This is a genomic window from Alkalinema pantanalense CENA528 (assembly GCF_050753345.1).
GTDB lineage: Bacteria > Cyanobacteriota > Cyanobacteriia > Leptolyngbyales > Leptolyngbyaceae > Alkalinema > Alkalinema pantanalense.
Window position 1 is genome coordinate 1 of record NZ_JBLZFX010000059.1, and the last position, 19,835, is coordinate 19,835.

At 50.9% G+C, this 19,835-nt stretch carries 10 protein-coding genes; 8 read left to right on the plus strand and 2 right to left on the minus strand.

What is annotated here, in order from left to right; genetic code table 11:
* The 8 genes from ACN4EG_RS17760 to ACN4EG_RS17795 all read left to right on the plus strand — a co-directional run.
* Positions 1 to 300: hypothetical protein (locus ACN4EG_RS17760; RefSeq protein ID WP_431631428.1), on the plus strand; the 300-nt coding region annotated here is incomplete at its 5' end.
* Positions 301 to 644: 344 nt separating this feature from the next.
* Complete coding sequence (locus ACN4EG_RS17765) at positions 645 to 3,116, plus strand: two-partner secretion domain-containing protein (protein WP_431631429.1); 2,472 nt, start codon at positions 645 to 647, stop codon at positions 3,114 to 3,116.
* Positions 3,117 to 3,202: 86 nt separating this feature from the next.
* On the plus strand, positions 3,203 to 5,680 hold the full coding sequence (locus ACN4EG_RS17770; RefSeq protein WP_431631431.1) for a filamentous hemagglutinin N-terminal domain-containing protein: 2,478 nt from the start codon (positions 3,203 to 3,205) through the stop codon (positions 5,678 to 5,680).
* Positions 5,681 to 5,849: 169 nt separating this feature from the next.
* Complete coding sequence (locus ACN4EG_RS17775; RefSeq protein WP_431631432.1) at positions 5,850 to 8,309, plus strand: two-partner secretion domain-containing protein; 2,460 nt, start codon at positions 5,850 to 5,852, stop codon at positions 8,307 to 8,309.
* Positions 8,310 to 8,398: 89 nt separating this feature from the next.
* Complete coding sequence (locus ACN4EG_RS17780) at positions 8,399 to 11,311, plus strand: two-partner secretion domain-containing protein (protein WP_431631434.1); 2,913 nt, start codon at positions 8,399 to 8,401, stop codon at positions 11,309 to 11,311.
* Between the two features lie 296 nt (positions 11,312 to 11,607).
* A complete protein-coding gene (locus ACN4EG_RS17785; protein WP_431631435.1) occupies positions 11,608 to 11,901 on the plus strand; it encodes a hypothetical protein in 294 nt (97 codons plus the stop codon).
* Between the two features lie 133 nt (positions 11,902 to 12,034).
* Entirely contained in the window at positions 12,035 to 12,622 is a 588-nt protein-coding gene (locus tag ACN4EG_RS17790; protein ID WP_431631436.1) for a hypothetical protein, read from the plus strand.
* Positions 12,606 to 13,142 (plus strand): DUF6788 family protein, encoded by a 537-nt coding sequence (locus tag ACN4EG_RS17795; protein WP_431631437.1) that lies wholly within the window; start codon positions 12,606 to 12,608, stop codon positions 13,140 to 13,142. The genes ACN4EG_RS17790 and ACN4EG_RS17795 overlap by 17 nt, the downstream gene beginning before the upstream one ends.
* A 51-nt stretch (positions 13,143 to 13,193) precedes the next feature.
* Here ACN4EG_RS17795 and ACN4EG_RS17800 read toward each other — a convergent pair whose 3' ends face one another.
* Together ACN4EG_RS17800 and ACN4EG_RS17805 are read right to left on the minus strand one after the other, a co-directional pair.
* Positions 13,194 to 16,556 (minus strand): hypothetical protein, encoded by a 3,363-nt coding sequence (locus ACN4EG_RS17800; protein ID WP_431631438.1) that lies wholly within the window; start codon positions 16,554 to 16,556, stop codon positions 13,194 to 13,196.
* 267 nt (positions 16,557 to 16,823) lie between these two features.
* A complete protein-coding gene (locus ACN4EG_RS17805; protein ID WP_431631439.1) occupies positions 16,824 to 19,778 on the minus strand; it encodes a hypothetical protein in 2,955 nt (984 codons plus the stop codon).
* Between the last annotated feature and the right edge of the window lie 57 nt (positions 19,779 to 19,835).

A 19,835-nucleotide genomic window follows, 5' to 3' on the forward strand; every position in this document is an offset into this window, starting at 1 on the left:
CACCATCCGACAGCGACTCAAGGTCTTGGTAGCTCATCTTCTCTCCACAGAAATGTTGAGGGCAACATTCTTATTCTCCTACCTCCTGCTCTAACTGGCACATCACTCCACTATTCATGCAGGAGGTCTAAAGATCTCAACACCATGCTGCAATGGGCACGAACGATGACTTGGAAGGGAATTCATCCCATCGTTGTGTTTAACCCAAATACTTATGTTAAAGGAATCTCACTCTCAAAATCAGCGATGCATCCTGATTCAACCTGCTGCTGGGTAGATTTGTTCCTGGAAATCTCCTAAGATGTGTAACTGACGGTTTACCTGACAGTTTAGCTATAGATTGTCACAATCATTTGAATGACTCTCCCAGAAATGGGGGAGTTTTTATTTGAAGTTCCGTTGTTTTTCAGCACATTGTTGGATGAACGTTTGACTTGGAGTAATGCTCGATCGTGGTCACGATCCACAGCTAAAAGACCCGGCTGTCGGCCCGTTTCGCGTCAGGAACTTCATAGTTCAGTCCAAATGATGAACAATTTTAAAATCTTGAGTCAATCTGGTATGAGGCACTTGCATTAGGGCAGACTAAGCGAATCAATTGTCAAATGTTCTTTTGCCAACAATCTCGATTCCAGAGAGCAATTATGAGTAGTAAAGTCTTGCCGCTGCTGGTTTTAGCCTTTGGATTAGCGTTCTGTGAGGCGAGAGCAACTTGGGCTCAGGTCGTGCCCGATGGCACATTACCTACGACGATTACGACGCCCAATAATCAGGATTTTACGATCGACGGGGGCGGTCGATCGGGCGGTAATTTATTTCATAGCTTTAGCCAATTGTCCGTGCCGACGGGGGGTTCTGCGTTTTTCAATAATGCATTGGATGTACAAAATATTTTTGCGCGGGTCACGGGTGGGACTGCATCGAACATCGATGGAATGCTGAAAGCAAATGGGGCTGCGAACTTATTTCTGCTCAATCCCAGCGGCATTTTGTTTGGTCCCAATGCCTCGCTGAATCTGGGAGGTTCATTTGTTGGAACAACAGCGAGTCGTATTCAATTTGCCGATGGGACGGAATTTAGTGCCGTGAATTCTGGGCCACCCCTGTTAACCATGAGTGCACCCGTTGGCTTGCAAATGGGACAAAATTCAGCGCCCATTACCGTGCAGAGTACGGGACATCAGGTAACTGTAGGCTTTTTTGCCCCCGCCGATCGCAGCCAAAATCCTCCAGGGCTACAAGTGGGGGCTGGACAAACCCTTGCGTTAATTGGCAATGCGGTCAACTTTGACGGGGGATTGCTGACGACGGCAGGGGGCGGCCATTTGGAAGTGGGCAGTGTCAGTGACGGTACCGTCAAGCTGAACTCAACCCCTCAAGGACTGGTCGGCGATTACTCCGCCGTTCAGCAATTCAACGATATTCTGTTCAATCACCAATCGTTGCTAGATGCCAGTGGCAGCGGGGGTTCCATCCAATTACAGGGGCGAAATATTACGTTTGCCAATGGGTCGGGGGCGTTGTTGCAAAACTTGGGATTTCAGCAACCAGCCCAAGGCATAACCCTTCAGGCCACAGGCACTCTCAGTCTCAACGGCACAACGGCCAATGGTCTGTTAAATAGTTTCATCCAGATTGATAACCTAGGTTTAACGTCACCCGGAGATATAAATGTTTCGGCAGCCCAGTTATTGCTGAAAGATGGTGCCAATATTCATAATTGGACATTTGCTCCTGCTATGGGAGGTAATATTAATGTCAATGTGGCAGGCGCGATCGAGGTTGATGGTTTTGTTCCCTTCGTACCTCCTGCGGTGAGTTCAATTACTTCCATTACGCTGGGGGCAGGACAGGCGGGAAATGTAACCGTCTCAACGAACAGTTTAAGAATTTTGAATAGTGGGAGTGTCAGTGTTTTAACCACAGGATCGGGAGCAGGCGGAACCCTGAAGATTACTGCCCAAGACTTAGTTGAGATTGCAGGGAATAATCCCTTGACAACTTTATCCAGCAGCATTATTAATTCGGCCAGTGGAACCGGCAATGCAGGCAGTGCCGTGATTAATACAGCGCAGTTGGTCGTTCGCGATAGTGGCATTTTAGGATCGAGTGCAGTTGCCAAAGGTGCGGCGGGTAATGTGATAGTGAATGCTTCGGAATTGGTTGAAGTGAGCGGCCAAGCCCCCGGATCGATTCTTCCGGCCCGCATTGCGTCTACGGCTGAAATTCTCGACCCGATTACTCAAGCTGTGCTCCAGTTACCCGCCATTCCGGATGGTAATGCAGGATCTTTGACGATTAATACACCTTTGTTACGGATTACAGAGGGTGCCTTTGTGACGGTCAAAGCAGATGGCCCAGGCAGTGCAGGCAATGTTCGGATTAATGCAAGTTCTACGGTACTGACTAACCAAAGTCGTATTACCGCAGCAGCGGCTTCTGGCGAGGGCGGCAATATTTTTATCACGGGGGAAACCTTGGTGCTAAGGCATGGCAGCGTCATCAGTGCAACGGCAGGAGGAACCGGTAACGGAGGAAATGTCACGATCGACGCTCCGATTATCTTGGGTTTAGAAAATAGTGACATTATCGCCAATGCAAACCAAGGTCGTGGCGGGAATATTAATATTACAACCCAAGGAATTCTAGGACTCAAGTTTCGCGATCGCTTAACCCCCGAAAATGACATCACCGCTAGTTCAGAGTTTGGCGTGAGTGGCAATGTACAGGTGAATACGATCGGCACTGATCCGAATGCAGGCTTAACAGAACTCCCTGTCAATGTAACAGATGCGAGTAAAAAAATCGCAACAGGCTGTACTCCGAATCAAGGTAGCCAGTTTGTGGCAACGGGTCGAGGCGGTATTCCCCAGAACCCCAATCAGCAAGTCGCAGGCGATCGGACTTGGAATGACCTCCGGGATTTATCTACCTATCGTGGCCATTCCAGTAAGATTGCTGCCAGTCCGGCGGCTCCCTCTATGTTGGTTCAAGCGTCAGGGTTTGAACGTCATACCGATGGAACGATCGAACTCATTGCTAGACCTGAACCCGTAAATCCACCGTCGATCGCGACCTGTAGCGGACGGAACCTGAAAACGGCTCATGCCCTCTAAAGATAGAAAACTGGATTACGTTAGTTCACTGAGCTAGACGCAACGGTATCCGGGCACCCTAGGGCAGACGTTTCTGGGGATCTCTGATGAACGCTCGATCGATCGTCGGTGTGTTGGGTTTGTTCGTGGGTTGGCTGTCGGGGATAGACTGTGCCATTGCGCAAGTGATTCCGGATGGGAGTTTGCCGACAACGGTAACCAGTCCCGATGCCCTGAACTTTACGATCGACAATGGAGCACGATCGGGCGGTAATTTATTCCATAGCTTCAGCCAATTTTCCGTGCCGACGGGGGGCTCAGCCTTTTTCAACAATGCCCTGGATGTGCAGAATATCTTTGCGCGGGTGACCGGAGGCACTGCATCGAATATTGATGGGCTGATTAAAGCCAATGGCACTGCTAGCTTATTTCTACTCAATCCCAGCGGCATTTTATTTGGCCCGAATGCCTCGCTGAATATTGGCGGTTCGTTTATTGGGACGACAGCTAATAGTGTTCAGTTTGCTGATGGCACTGCGTTTAGTGCCGTGAATCCAAACAACCCACCATTGCTGACGATGAGTGCCCCGATCGGTCTGCAAATGGGACAAAATCCAGGAGCGATCACAGTCCAAAATACGGGCCATCAACTTGGAGGGGGCGGCTTTCTACCGTTTGATATCAGCCAAAACCCGATCGGATTGCAAGCGGGCTTTGGACAGACAATGGCGTTAATTGGTGGGACTGTCAATTTTTCTGGTGGAATTCTTTCAATCAAAGGCATTGGGCATTTAGAAGTCAGTGGCGTCAATCAAGGACAAGTCAGCCTTAATCCAACTCAGACGGGGTGGGTCGGTGACTATTCAGGCATTTCGCAATTTGGAGATATCAATCTTGCGAATCAATCTTTGCTAGATGGCAGTGGGTATAGTGGTTCGATCGCCTTACAGGGAAGAAACATCAACTTAACTGACGGATCTTTTGTCTTGAAAAACAACTTTGGTTCCCAGCCTGCGGGCGGAATTGTCATTAATGCAACGGATTCTATCCACCTCATAGGAAATACAGCGGATAGGATGTGGGGAAGCGCCATTAATTCAACCAACCTAGGTATGGGAAATGTAGAGGGTATCAAGATTGCGGCGAATCAACTGGTTGTACAGGAAGGGGGCCGAATCGAGTCCCAGACATTTACGCCGGGAGGTAGCGGCAACCTAACTCTCAATATTCGCGATCGCTTAGAAGTCCATGGCTTTAATCAGAGCAATCCCTACAATGTTTCGGGAATTGGGAGCGTGACCTTTGGAATGGGTGACGCTGGCGAGGTGCAAGTTTCAGCGAAGGATTTACAACTTTTGAAGGGGGGGAGTCTTTTTTCTGCAACCGCGAGTACTGGCCAAGCGGGGAAAGTAACAGTGAATGTAGCAGACTTGATTGAGATTGCAGATGCAGTTCCAGCAACAGTTTCATCAAGTTCGATCGTGTCAAGCAGTATTGGGGCTGGTAATGCTAGCGATGTCTTCATTAACACATCACGATTATTACTACGAGATAGTGGTGTGATTGGTTCGACGGCGCTAGCTTATGGCTCAACGGGAAATATTACGGTCAATGCTTCGGAGTCCGTTGAACTTCGGGGAATAGCAGAAGGGCTGACCCTCCCGAGTCGATTGCTGGCAGCGGTTGAAATTGTTGATCCTAGAACCCAAGCTTACTTGAGAGTCCCTCCTATTCCAATGGGCAATGCAGGGACTGTGATAATCAATACTCCCTCCTTAAAAATCATCGATCGCGCAACAGTCAGTGTTCGAAATGATGGGCCTGGAAAAGCGGGAGATCTACGCTTGGGCACTCAATCCATTGTGCTGGACGATCTCGCTAGCATTACAGCCTCCACCACGTCCGGCAATGGTGGCAATATTTATATCAACAGCAGCAGTTTTTTATTGATGCGCCATGGTAGTTTGGTGAGTGCCTCAACGAAGGGAACAGGCGATGGCGGAAACATTACAATCTACTCACCCATTCTGTTGGGCTTGGAAAATAGTGACATTATCGCCAATGCGATCAAAGGTCGTGGAGGAAACATTAATATTACAACCCAGGGAATTCTGGGACTCAAGTATCGTAATGTTCTAACACCAGAGAATGATATTACTGCTAGTTCAGAATTTGGTGTGAGTGGCAATGTGCAAGTCAATACGATCGGGACTGATCCCAATGCAGGTTTAACGGAACTCCCTGTAAATGTAGCCGATGCCAGTCAAAAAATCGCGACGGGATGCAATGCTAATCAAGGCAGTCAGTTTGTGGCAACGGGGCGAGGCGGCATTCCCCAGAACCCCAATCAGCAAGTGGCGGGAGATCGGACTTGGAATGATTTACGCGATTTATCTGCCTACCGTAACCAGAACAGAACGATCGCCGCAAACCCCACAACTCAACCGGCCCTAGTGCAAGCCGCTGGGTTTCAGCGGAACACCGATGGCACGATCGCCCTGGTTGCCAGTCCTGTGCCAGTGAATATACCAACGATCGCGACTTGTAGTCAGGGGTCTACGATGGCTGCAACGACCTATCCCTAAGACTACTATCCGCAAAATCGAATTAGCAAAATCCAGCGCTTTTTGACCTAATTTTCAGCTAAATCTTGTAAAATCAGCCACTTTGTTCCCCAATGTAGTGATTTGGGTAAGCTAGTCTCAGCTTGTTAAAAGTCTTAGTACAAACAATTTTGGTAAGGAGCCAGGTTTTATGCGTAGGAGAATGGTCGATGCGTCGTTATTTGCGATCGGGCTATTATCAGTTACTGCCCTTTCTACGCTAGCTCAAGTCAGTCCTGACGGCAGCTTATCCACTACAGTCAATGCAACAGGGAATAACTTTACAATCAATAATGGCAATCTAGTTGGTGGCAATCTATTTCATAGCTTTAGCCAGTTTTCCGTACCCACAGGCGGCTCTGCTTTTTTTAATAACGCGCTGACGGTACAAAATATCTTTGCGCGAGTCACTGGCGGTACAGCCTCCAATATTGATGGGCTAATTAAAGCCAATGGAACAGCCAATTTATTTCTGCTCAATCCCAGTGGGGTGTTGTTTGGCCCCAATACATCGCTCAATCTTGGCGGTTCATTTGTGGGAACCACTGCAAGTAGTGTTCAATTTGCGGACGGTACAACATTTGGTAGTGTGAATGCTGGTACACCGTTATTAACAATAAGCGCACCGATCGGCCTGCAAATGGGAAGTAATCCAGGCTCAATTACCGTTCAAGGATCAGGGCACAATGGCCAACTGAGTGAATCTCAACAAGTCTTTGGATTGACTTTGGGAACAAGAGGTTTGCAAGTTAAACCGGGTAAAACCTTGGCCTTGGTGGGGGGGGATATCACCTTAAATGGAGGATTGCTCTCAGCGCCGCATGGTCGGATTGAATTGGGCAGTGTAACCCAGGGAACGATTACGCTGACGGAGAATCCACAGGGATTTGTCTTGAGTTATCCACAAGCCAGCAATTTTGGCAATATTCAAATGAATCAACGGGCGTTGGCTTCTACCCGCAATGCAACAACAGGGGGATGGAGTGGCCCCATTCAAATTCAAGGGAAGCAAGTCAGTCTGCGCGAGGGGTCTTTGGTCTTAGTCCAAAATCGCGCCAACCAAACGGGGGGAGATATTACAGTCAATGCTACGGAATCTTTGCAAATTGTAGGTAAATCTCCAGATTTCAGAAGTTCAAGTAGTTTAGTCAATGAAACCGTAGCCGCAGGAGCCGCAGGTCATATTTACATTAACACGCCTAATGTCTTAGTTGATCAGGGTGGATTTATACTCGATCGAACCTTCAGTTCCGCACCCAGTGGCAATATTATTATCAATACAACAAATATGCAGGTCAGTGGGTTTGCAGCGGGAGATCCCAATGCGTTTCGATCGGTAAGCCAAATCCTATCGTCTACCTATTCTTCTGGCAAAGGGGGAAGCATTGCCATTACGACACAAAATTTGTCGGTTTTGGCAGGGGCAAATGTGGCAGCAAGACCCTACAGCACGGGCAATGGGGGTAACTTGACAGTCAATGCCGATACCATTCAAGTTTCGACGGAAGGGGCTCCCAAAGGAAATTACTTCAGCTTACTGTCCGCTGCAACCTTTGGCAGTGGAAATGCTGGGAATTTAACGATCGATACGCAAACGCTATCAGTAGAAGCAGGGGGAAGAGTTTCTGCATCGAGTATTATTTTAGGCAATGCTGGCAATCTCACAATCAATGCCTCGGAATCCATAAACGTTACAGGGGTGAGAGACTCAGCAAATCCTAGTTACATTGGCACCGCTGTTCGTCCTGTTAGCAATCCCAACTCTAGAGGCGTTTCAGGCGATACAACGATTAACACACCCATCTTGAGAATCAGCGACGGTGCCACGGTTTTTGTACAAAACCTGGGATTGGGACAGGCGGGAAATTTGACGATCAATGCAGATACCATTCAACTCAAGAATCAAGCCAGTATTTCAGCTTCAACCAGAGCCAGCGGTGGGGGAAACATTAATTTGCAAGTCCGTGATTTGTTGTTAATGCGTTATGGCAGTTTTATTAATGCAACGGCAGGGGGACAGGGAAATGGAGGAAACATTACACTCAGTGCACCTGTCATTGTGGGATTAGAAAACAGTGACATTATTGCCAATGCTTTTAGAGGTCGTGGCGGTAATATTAACATTACGACCCAGGGAATTCTAGGATTAAAGTTTCGCGATCGCTTAACCCCCGAAAATGATATCACCGCCAGTTCAGAGTTTGGCGTGAGTGGCAATGTACAAGTGAATACGATCGGCACTGATCTAAACGCAGGGTTAACGGAATTACCCGCCAATATCTCTGATCCGAGCCAAAAAATAGCAACGGGTTGTGCGACAACGCAAGGGAGCCAGTTTATCGCAACGGGACGGGGGGGACTACCTCAGAACCCCAATCAGGAAGTACAGAACAATCGAACCTGGAAGGATCTACGAGATCTCTCCGCCTATCGCAACAAATCAGCAACCGTCGCCCTGGTTGCTGCTGAACCGCCAAGGCTCGTCCAAGCCTCGGGATTTCAACGCAAGGCCGATGGCACGATCGCCCTAGTTGCCAGTCCTGTACCAGTGAATATACCAACGATCGCGACTTGTAGTATACAGAGCCTGAAAACGGCTCATACCCTCTAAAGATGGAAAACTGGATTACGTTAGTTCACTGAACTAGACGCCACAGTATCCGGGCACCCTAGGCAGAAATCTCTGAAGTGTGGGTTCGGATGAAGACTCGATCTATTTTGGGTGTGTTGGGCTGTTTCGTTGGTTTACTATCAGGAATAGACTGTGCTATTGCTCAAGTGATTCCGGACAGTAGCTTGCCGACGACAGTGACCAGTCCCGATGCACTGAACTTTACGATCGATGGAGGCGGGCGATCGGGCGGTAATTTATTTCACAGCTTCAGTCAATTATCCGTGCCGACGGGTGGTTCTGCTTTTTTCAATAATGCGCTGGATGTACAGAATATCTTTGCACGGGTGACCGGAGGCACAGCGTCTAACATTAATGGACTGATTAAAGCGAATGGCGCTGCCAGCTTATTTTTGCTCAATCCGAGTGGTATTTTATTTGGCCCCAATGCCTCGTTGAATCTAGGTGGCTCATTTATTGGCACCACTGCTAGCAGTATCCAGTTTGCTGATGGGGCAGTGTTTAGTGCAACGAATCCTAGTAGCCCACCACTATTGACGATGAGTGCGCCGATCGGTCTGCAAATGGGCAATCCTTCCACCACAATCACGGTGCAGGGACGAGGTAATGATGCGATGTTTCCCACTGCTAATCCAGGGATGGTTGCCAGTCCTGGAAAAACGTTCGCTTTAGTGGGTGGGAATGTCACATTTTCTGGCGGTGTTGTCACTGCACCGGCTGGGCGAATTGAATTAGGTGCGGTGACTAACGGGACTGTCGGCTTGGCTAAGACTCCTGTGGGTTGGCAATTGGGATATGCCCAGGCGCAGGAATTGGGTAACGTGAATTTAACCCAACGATCGTCGTTGTGGGCTCCGGCTGCGGTGACTAATCCCTTTGGTGGGATTCAGGTCGTGGGACGGGATGTGGTCTTAAACCAATCTCAAATTGCAGCAGCAGCGATCGGCAATGGAACCAGTGGCAATATCCAGATTCAAGCCCAGCGATCGCTAACTCTCGGTGGCATCTATGCCAATGCCCAAGCTCCCGGTGCCTGGATTGTTAATTTTGTGGGACAGGGAGCCAGTGGCAATAGTGGAAGTATCAATATTCAAACAGGTAACTTGGTGTTACAGGATGGTGCCGCGATCGAAACCCTCAGCCTGGGTTCTGGTAAAGCCGGTGATCTTCAGGTTCGGGCAGAAACGATCTCCGCAAATGGAACTGTTGCAATCAAATCGCCCCTCGTCCCGAGCGGGAGCAGTAGCAGTCGCATTGGCAGCAGTGTGTATGCTTCTGGCGCAGGGGGCAATTTGGATATCGCTGCACGGCAAATCCGACTCACCGATAGTGGTTTCATCGGGACATTAGGCTTACCTGGCGCAACAGGCGCGATCGGCAATGTCACGGTTGCTGCAACGGAAGATATTACCGCCAGTGGAATCAGTCCCCTCAGTTTACTGTCCAGCGGTATTGCTAGTAATACGTTGGGACAGGGGAACGGGGGAGCGGTTCAACTTTCTACAGGCACACTGAACCTCACGAACGGAGCCCAAGTGGGCACCATAACCGCACGCTTAGCAGGCGTTCCAGGCTCGGGCTTGGGCAATGCAGGCGATGTAACTGTGACAGCTCGCGAGTCCATTACCCTCAGTGGAACCAGTCTAGATCGTCCCAATCAAATCAGCTACTTGGGCAGTGGCACCATTGGAGCTGGTAATGGGGGAACGGTGAGGGTGATTACGCCAAGACTACTCGTGAAAGCGGGAGCTGGGCTAGGCACTTCAACATTACCTGTTGTGGGCAATTTAGGCGATCGTGCCCAAGCGAATAATTTAGGCAATGCAGGCGATGTGCTGTTGCAGATTGCAGATTCCATCGAAGTCAGTGGGTATCATCCGTTTCCCCTTCTCCCCAGCTCATTGGGCAGTTTCACCTTTGGGAGTGGTCATGCGGGTAATGTGACGTTGCAAACCACCCATCTAGCAGCGCTCGATGGGGGAAGTATCCTGAGTGCAACTTCTGCGACGGGAAATGCAGGAAATTTAACCATTCAAGCGAAAGACATTTTGATTGACAACTACGCTTCGATCGCGACTAGTGCTTTTCTTTCAGGTTTCGTTGGGCAGGAATTTTATAACCTACCCACACGCCCGACTGGCAATACTGGGGAACTCACTTTAAATACAGAACAACTGATCATTCGTAATCAGGGGATGGTGAATGTATACCATCGTGGCATTGGCAACGCGGGGCAATTAAATATTCAAGCGAATCAAATCATTTTAGATAGTGGAAATATACGAGCTTCGACATTTTCAGGACAAGGGGGAAATATCCAAATCCAAGCCCGCGATTTGATTTTGCTACGTCACGGCAGTCAAATTACAGCAACTTCTGGTGGAAGTGGCAATGGCGGCAACATCACAATCCGAAACCAATTTCTAGTCGGGACTGAGAATAGTGATATTGTTGCCAATGCTTTTCAAGGACAGGGAGGGAACATCCAAATTACGACTCAAGGAATCTTTGGCCTTGTCTATCGGCTACAACAAACTCCTGACAATGACATCACGGCCAGTTCTGAGTTTGGGGTGAATGGAACTGTAAACGTCGATACGATCGGGACTGATCCGAATGCAGGGTTAACGGAATTACCTGTGAATGTAACTGACCCAAGTCAAAAAATCGCAACGGGGTGTTCGAAGACGCAAGGGAGCAAATTTATAGCAACAGGACGGGGAGGATTACCGCCCAATCCAACCCAACAAATGATGCACTATATCACTTGGAATGATTTGCGTGATCTGTCTGCCTATCGTGACCAGCCACACACGATCGCCGAAAAACCCACAACTCAACCTGTACTTGTGCAAGCGTCCGGGTTTCAACGCAAGGCCGATGGATCGATCGCCCTGATTGCTAGTCCGGCGGCTGTGCCTTCTGTCAGCGTTGCCACCTGTTCTGGGGTCGCCCCGCAAACTTTGCTGACAAAGATTTAGCAAAAAGAGTTAACAATTCAAGAGTTGACGTGATCAAAAAAATCCCGTAAGGTTGTCCATTAAGTTATTCCTTCCATGACGGCGGGGAATAGCCGGAACCCAGAAATCTGGTCGTCATCGTCATCCAGAGTTGTGGCGCAACCCTGAATGACTGACCCCTCCGTTGAACCAGGCAACGCAGAGGCTTTGGAGATTTTAGCACTCCAAAAGCCCTCCTGTTCGTCGCTGCAAAGAGGCAGGATGGCTAGATTTTTGGTTTTCTTACCGGAAGACCAAAAACATAGGAGAAGTTCACGATGACTGAGTACATTGACGATCGCGCCAGTGAAGGCCGATCGATGGATTCCGCTGCAATTTTGACCCGCAGAGAAACCAGCCGAGAACGACGCCCCGTGCGTGTGTTAGTCATCGGCGATCGGCAAGATGTGTTGGAAACGATCAAAAATCTGCATCAACGGGGCTTTGCCTCCATGGGAGACTGGAGCCGTCCTTTGCCCTGGCTGGCCACGGAAAATGCGATTCGGGAACAACTGCTCACCCTGCCCATGGGTAGCGTCATGAGCCTCTGTACCCGCTACCTGCCCGACTAACGAGCGGACAATTTGCGGCGCGTCTCTCCCTGCCGACGATCGATCGGGAATCGCTAGCAGGGAGGGGCGCATCATCAGTCTCTCTTATAATAGGAGCACGGCACTATCCGCATGACCTCTCTCACTTTTTTATATGGTCAATCCGCTCGAGTCTGAAGTTTCTTTGGATCTCCTTGATCTGCCGCTGCACGATCCTTGGGACGCTGGCTTTGGGTTTCCCCGCATGCCGAAAGGGATGGTTCCCCGATGCTTGACAGATGCAGAACTCGATTGGCTAGAACAGGCAGCTCAGACAGAATATATCCGCCCCGACGATGAAGGTTTAGAGGCGATCGTCTATGCGGCTCCCCCCGGTTCCGAAGGGGTGAAAACGGCCTGGGACTGGTATCTCTGCCCTGACCACTTTTGGGATCAACCGCCGCGCTTGCTCAAAGAAGTGATGGCAGACTATCCAATCGATTGTTTCCAACTCACCGCCAAACAACAGCCTCCCAACCTCGTCCCAGATTTTGCCAACCAACTCCCGATCGCAGACTACTCCAAACTCATGCGATCGCTGAATCGGGAATTTTATCGTTTGGGATGGTCATTACCGCAGTATAAATGGTTTGTCATGGAGCAGTTTCGCAAAACAACGGCAAAACTCAGCCCCGAAGAATTTGCAACAGTCGTGGAAATGCTGCAAGCCATGACCGAGATCGACAATGACGACGAGTACTAATCTTCTTTCTGAGTTTGTTATGCCGCCCCAATCACCCCTCCGTGCCATTCTCAAAAAAGCGGAAGTCCTCTCAATCTCGGAACTGGAAGCCTTAAGTCAGTCCATCCATCAACTTCTAGAACAACGGCGATCGCAAATCCAAGCCGATTCTTCTTCACCCCATCATCCAAATGCCGCGATCGACAATGAAATCGATAACACGATCGAGGCCGCTATTGAGGCTACGATCGACAATGCAATTGAGACTGCTATTGATACCGCGATCGAGGTGAGTGCAACCTCTAAACTCGATCGACAACCAAACCCGCTCCACGGCTGGCGCGAAGAATATCGCAAATGCGGCAAGCCTAATTGTTGGTGTGCCCAAGGCGAAAAATCCCATGGCCCCTACTGGTATCGATCGGTACGCAAGGATGGCAAAGTCTCCAAGGAATATTGGGGCAGATACCTACGGGCTCAGCAGACTTCTACCGAGGACCCAAACCCCGTAGAATCAAACCCCGATCCGATCGTGGAGTAACGTTACACCACAGATTTATCTGGATGATAAGAACCAATGGTCGTCCTCCGATTACTTATCAATCACCATATTTTTGATTTTATCTGCCACAAAATTATTCAGTTGATCTCCCGTCAGCCCCTGTTGTCTGCCCTCTGCATCAGCATCGTTGGTCGCTTTATGCACCGCTTTGAAAAAGGCGATGTAGCGGTCTTGGATAGCTGGCCCTTCCAGTCCCGGCGTCAGTCGCGTTTTTTCACCATGGATCAGGTTCAGGTTTGTGGTCGCAAAGCCAAAGCTGGCCCGTCCGGTCAAGGGAAGCTTTTCATCGATCGCGAACTGCTTGAGCCGCTCCATAAACGCTTCCGAGGCTGGAGCATTACCGGGGAACTTAATGTCAAGAAACACGGCATTGGGATCATCAGTCTTAGCAACCTGCATAGCGGAAGTGGAACCTTCACTCCAGATCAAATCGTCCGGTAATGCCTTGTAGAAGCGCTTAGTGCTTGCCATCAACGCCTCGCGATAGGCATCGGTATCCTCAGACGCATTCACGCCGATATGGGTCAGCCCCTGAAGGCTCGTCCCTTTCAGTTGGTCTTCCGGCGCTTCCATGCGGGTATTAAAATCCGCAAAGGTTGCGTGATCGTTAATGCTGACGGTAAAGCCGCCGTAGTAGTTATCCATGCCAAACATATCGAATTTCTGGGCACTACGAAACAGCACAACATTGAGTTGGCCAGATTCGATGCGAGCTTTATTGTGCGCTAGGAATGCCTGCACATCTTCGGAATTAACAAAATCGATCGTGCAATCGATCGCCACCGTAAACTTGTCTGCAACCAACCGATTGCGATACAACTCATCCACATGGTGCTGAAGATTTTCGATCTGATAGTGCGTTCGATCGAGGGAGATATTGTGGTGAAAATCACACACGTATAAATCCAAGGGCTTATTGCCCTGAATGCTATTTGGATCGAGTGCTTTAAGTCCTGTACCATCGGTATCACGAACGGCATCACCATCAAATTGAGAAACGCTGTAGGTATTGGCAGTGGTAATGGCTCCAGCAGATTCATAGTAGTGATCCTTCACCACACAGACATTCAGGTCATTCCCCTGTTTCAACGCTTCCACACTGGACAGGATGCTGGCTAAACAATGCATCGACGACGGTTTAAGCTGCACACCGGGTTCATCTAAATCCAGGGGAATGACTGGGCGATCGTTGGGGCCGTTGGGATCGGTTAATCGGCTGCGCAAACTATCCCCGAAGTCGTCATTTCCATAAGGTTCCAGGAGAGACACCAGGGTGGCCACCTGCTGCTGAAGCACTTCGATCTGGTTCATGAAGCCCACTAAATCCTGGCGATTTTGCACAGCGCTAGCCATGGCATTCAGCATCCGGAAATAGGCGGTTTGCAGCACTTCATCCAACCCCTGATCCGCCATGGCTTTGTCCACGCCGCCGGTGTCTTTGTTGTAGTCCAGCAGCCCCCGCAAAAGTTTCGTTGTCGCCTGGGGGAGGGCTTTGAGATAGGGTGGGGCGTTGGGTTCGTTAGCGAGTTTTTCAAACCGATCGAACGTAGGATGCTGAATTAAATCCGCCAAGCTGGCAAAGACCTTGGGCGTAGGTTTATCCGCAGTCGCCAGTTCCGTCATCTGAATGCCGTACTTGCCGAGAATCGCTGTGGGATCGGCCACTTCCAGCCATGCTTTGCGGGCTTGGATGGGGTCAAGCCGATAGCCGGAATGGATCATGCTATGTTCGATCGCGGTGAAAAACGCCATGTGGGCATTGGTACCCACGGGCTTAGCGTCCTTCAGTAACTGCTTTTGCAAAGGAGAATCCGTCGCTTCACCATCCCGGAACAGGAAGGGAGGCGTCAGGAATACATCCACGCCCTTGTGGTTCGTCATCGCGCCTATCTGGAGATTCTTCATCATGTCCGCGAACTTTTTCTGATCCACATTGGGATGGGTATTCAGAAAATTTTCAGCTTCATTCAAAAAAGTGCTTTCCAGCGTCTTGGCGATCGCACTCATGTCATTGGGTTGTCGATTGCCCTGCTTGAACAGATTTGTAATGTCGAGAATGACGGGATGGGTGGGAAATTCGCCTCGGTCTGCCTTGGCAAACAGATCTTGCAAGGCGTTGGTGTAGTCGGTATTGTTGCTAATTTGGGTATTGACCCCGTCGGTGCCATACTCTCGCCCCAATACTTCCCGAAAGGTCGCATTATCTACCAAGTGAGCACTACCCATATTCACGCCCATATCTTTGCAAAAGTTGATGAGCACAGCTTCCAGCAAGGGATTCGTGGCGGCACTGCGGTAGTAGAAACCGGGTTGGTTCAGCAAAGGCGACGCCTGGGCTCCCAACTCTTCCGCTTTGGCAGCACCCAAGGGGGCCGCTTTGGCGTAGCTTTGCAGCATGGTCAGGGCTAGTTTCTTTTGCAGGGCGGGATTGGTGTTGTTCAGATCCCGATAGGCTTTCATCAGGCTCGCTTGGTCGAGATACCACTCACGGTTGGTTTCACTGATGGGTTGCGCCGGAACTCCTGCCACGGTGCGCAGCAAGCGATTTGCATCGACGTATTCGGCATTATCCAACCCTTGCAAAACGTTGACATCGCGGGCCATTTGCCGCAGGGTGGTGGCATCGTTGGCGAGGTTGCTAATGTTTGTCTTGACAGTCTGGTAGCTACCATCGCCCGCGATCGCGTTGTAAAGCTGGGCGATGCGAGTTACAGCTCGACCGCCTTCAGTCGTGGGCTGGAAGATGGAGAGCTTCCCTTTAAAGGACGTAGCATCGGAAAGTTGACGCAGCAATTTAGCATCCCCGTTGGCATCGGCCAGTTCAAAGATTTTTTGCAGGGTGCCTTCCACGCTCATGCCAGACAGGACTTTATAGCCGCCGATTTGGGCAATGTCCAACCCCGTTTGGAATTTATCCACCCGCGCTGCGAGTTTGGCCGCTTCTCGCCGGACAGTGGCGTTCTGTAGCTTGCTCAAATCAATGCGGGGCTTGGGTGGGGCTTCGATTTCGACATTTTTGGGCGAGGCAACTAGTTGTCGCTCAGCATTCTGGCGTTGTAAGCGACTGCGGGTGGGTTGAGCAGAGGGGTTAGGAGCCGTGTCAGCGGTGGAATCGGCCCGATCGCGAGATCGATCCTCTGAAGCCGATCGCGATCGGGTATCGGCAGTTCCTCGGCGGAGTTCTGGGGCTGAGGCACGACGGATGGGCACGGTGGGGCGATCGGACACCAAATCATCTGTCTCTTTGGCAGAGCTTTTTTCTTTGTCCTTCGTTTTTTCCCGGCGGGTGTCCAGCGAGGAGCGTCGTGAACTGCTGCGATCGGAGTCAGTCAGGCTAGAACGGGAGTCACTTTTGCGCTTTCCCCGATTTTTAGTTCGTTTACTGGTGGACATTGTTTAATTGGATGAGTTTGCTAAAGGTAAATAAGGTGTACTCAAGAATCAATAATTTGGGTCTTCTTCTTCAGAAAAACCTGTTTGGTTGCTGGGGGCAGGGGCATTTCCAGATCCCCTTGTTTGGTCAGTAAGGCTGCGAGTTACTCGATCAGATTATGAATAGCTTCGGTATTGGGCAGTTTCTGAACGATGTGCTTTTTTCGTTTGGGTGACATAGGTCAGTGGGAGATTCACCCGTCGGGTGCTTAGAATGAATTCTTCAGATCAATTCTTCGGGATGTCATAGATACCCCAAGACCTATCCACAAAGGCGATGTAGGCCGCGCGGCATTGGGTTGAAATGGTTTGGTAAACGCTCTTATCCTTGGGCGTCAGTTCAGGTCCTTTTTCAAAGCTCGCCTTGCCATGCTTGAGGTGTAGGGAATACTGTTCTCCGTCTCCAGTGACCGGCGCTTGGGTGAAGTGGTTATGGATTTCTATGGCGGTGCCATTAATCGTCAGTTCAAAAATACCCGTCCACTTATTGGTGCCGAATGGGCTGGTAGTCACGGTCACATTTCCCCAGGGCTGCCCCGACACGAGTAACCATTCGTGATATCCCATGTCGTGATCTTGGATACTCGCTTTGGCGACCTTTTCTTTCAAACGGGTCAAAATATGTTGGATATAGGGTTGGCCAACATTATGCCGACGAGCCTCTCGCATTGCCCACTCCACATCACCAATGGGTGAGCCGTTATTTTTATCAAACTGTACCAACGCACAGATATTCCCTAGGCTGGCATAGCCCGCGGGCCGGGGAGTTGCGGCTTGCAGGAAAGTGGCTAAATCATCCAATTTGTGGGCAAAGGCATTAAAAAATTTGATCACCGCCGCTGTGTCCGTGTCTTGGTTTTGCGGTAGTGCGGCGGTGCGATTTTGCATCAACTGCACCAATTCCGCGCCCACAACGGGATGCACTAGGAACGTGTTGTACTGCTTGAGGGTTGCGCGATTGGGTTCCAAACCAATGGCTTGAATCAGCAGGGCTTGGGTCTGGGCCTGGATTGCGGGTTTGGTATGCTTGCGCAGGAGTTCGATATCCGTTTTCAGCAGGTCTACACTCGTGGTGGCTGCATGATTGGTCAGCCAAGTGTTGGTGGCGAGGACGGGGCAGTCCAGGATGAACGGAGCGACGGCGATAATTTTTTCAGCCGGGTTCAGATTTAGGGTGGCGGCTAAATTCAAGAGCGTTTGCAGGCGACCATTGTCAAACTTCTGTTTCACCGCCCATTGCCCGACGACCTTCATGGGTACCGTTTGACAGGTGGAGAAGAGAATTTGAGCCTGGGCAATGTCGCCCTGGGCCGTGGTGAGACTCCATTCGGCATCGGTATGGAACCCCGTTGCCGCGACAAACTGTTGATGCAGCGCCGCTGCGGCATTGGTGTAGGTTTCTTGGGTGGCCGGAAGCTTGAGGCGATCGCGCTGCACCTTATACTGCTCTTTGATGGGCCGCTGTTTTTCCAGGAAATCATCATAGTTAGCTTTTTTGAGATCCCAGGCTGCTTTGGCTTCGGCGGCGGCTCTTCTCGCGTTTTTAGTGGAGCCCTCGACGGTGGGGGCGGGGCCTGGATTCTCCACCTGGGGAGCGATCGCCGCCAGCGCCTGCTTTTCCTGGGTGGTCAGATCGGCTAAATCCTGCGCGAGGTTCTTTTTACCCATCTGCACGGCCTGTTTGAGCACATAGCGGTAGAGGCGCTCGTTGTAGCCAAAGCTGCGGAGAGTGTCCAGTTCCGCTTTGACCGGTCCTAGGGTCTGTTGATGCAATCGGTCGATCGCCAACTCCAAAACGGTCTGCTGGACAAACTTATCTGCCTGGGCCGGGGTGGCGGCGATCGCCGAACGATTCAGATCGGCCCGCAGGTCATACAAATAGCCCAAATGGGTCGCTGGAAACGTAACGGCGAGGGTGCCCTGAATAGTCGGTAGAAACTGATCCAATTCGGCGTGGGCCAGGTCGCCGTCGGTGGCGAGGGTCGTGGTGAGGAATTCCTGGAGACCGGGCTGACCGTGGAACAGTGCCCGTTGACGATACAGATAGCCCAGTTGCGCCGATGGAAGCTGCATGGTGTCCGTCTTGTGGATGTCGGCGAGAAACTGGTCTAGGTCGTTAAGATTGACGGGTGCTTGAAGATTAACTGGAGCCGCCAGGGTGGTGATCAGAAACGTCTTGAGTTCCGGTTGATTTTCCAGATCGGCCTGCTTGCTGTATAAATAGCCTAAGTGCGGCGCGGAGAGGGCCATGGCGGGCGTATCTTTAATCTCGGAGAGGAACTGATCGAGGGCGGTGGTGTCGGCTTGCGTCGGCAGCGTCGCGATCAGAAACGTCGTGAGTTCCGGTTGGTTTTGGAGAGTGGCTTGCTTGCTGTACAGATAGTCCAACTGTTGGTCTGACAGGGTGGCGGCGGCGGTGTTTTGGATAGTGGCAAGGAATGACTCCAGTTGGGTTTGATCGACGCCGTTGGCAAGGGCGTTGATCAGGAATGTTTTGAGATTTGGGTGCTGCCGAACCTCCACGATGTGACGATACAAAAAGTTCAAGTCTGGTGTAGGGAAATCGATGGCGACGGTGCCCATGATGGCGCGGAGAAGCTGGGATAAGGGTCTTTCCGCCTGATCTGAGGTGAGGTACTGTCCCAGAAAATTCAGCATCCCCGGCTTACTGGACAACCCCGGCACCGACACCAGCAGATTGGGCAACCGCGCAAACGTGGCATCCCCTAGGGCGAGGCGCAGTGTGGTATTTTGGCGCTGTGCGGCAGGGCCACGTGCAGCAGGTCCATTGGGAGCGATCGTCCCTGGGGGCGGCGGGGCTAGGCTGGGAGATTGTGCCGGCATCTCTGCGGGGATGCTTTGGGCTCGGCGGCGGGCGGTGGGGCGGGGAGTGTTTGGGGTGTCCCCAGTCTGTGGGCGGGGACGCGCTGGCTGGGGGGTGGACCGATCAGGACGACGGATATCGGAGGCAGGCTGAATGCGCGGACGCAGGGCGACTGACAGGACCCCCGTGGTTCTGATCGGTGGGGTGCCGTTGCCGCCGGTGCTTTGACCGGTGCTTTGACTGCGGGCACGGGTGGGTAGGGGAGCCGCCGCACCCGCATTTTGTCGGGGACGCAGGTCCACATCGGACGCGCTGCGGTTCCGTTTCTTTTTGCCTTTTTTGCTCCCTCTGCCACTCATACTGCTGCCCTCTTTGGTTGATTAATCAGTGTTTTACTACAACTTTTTCTGTAACGA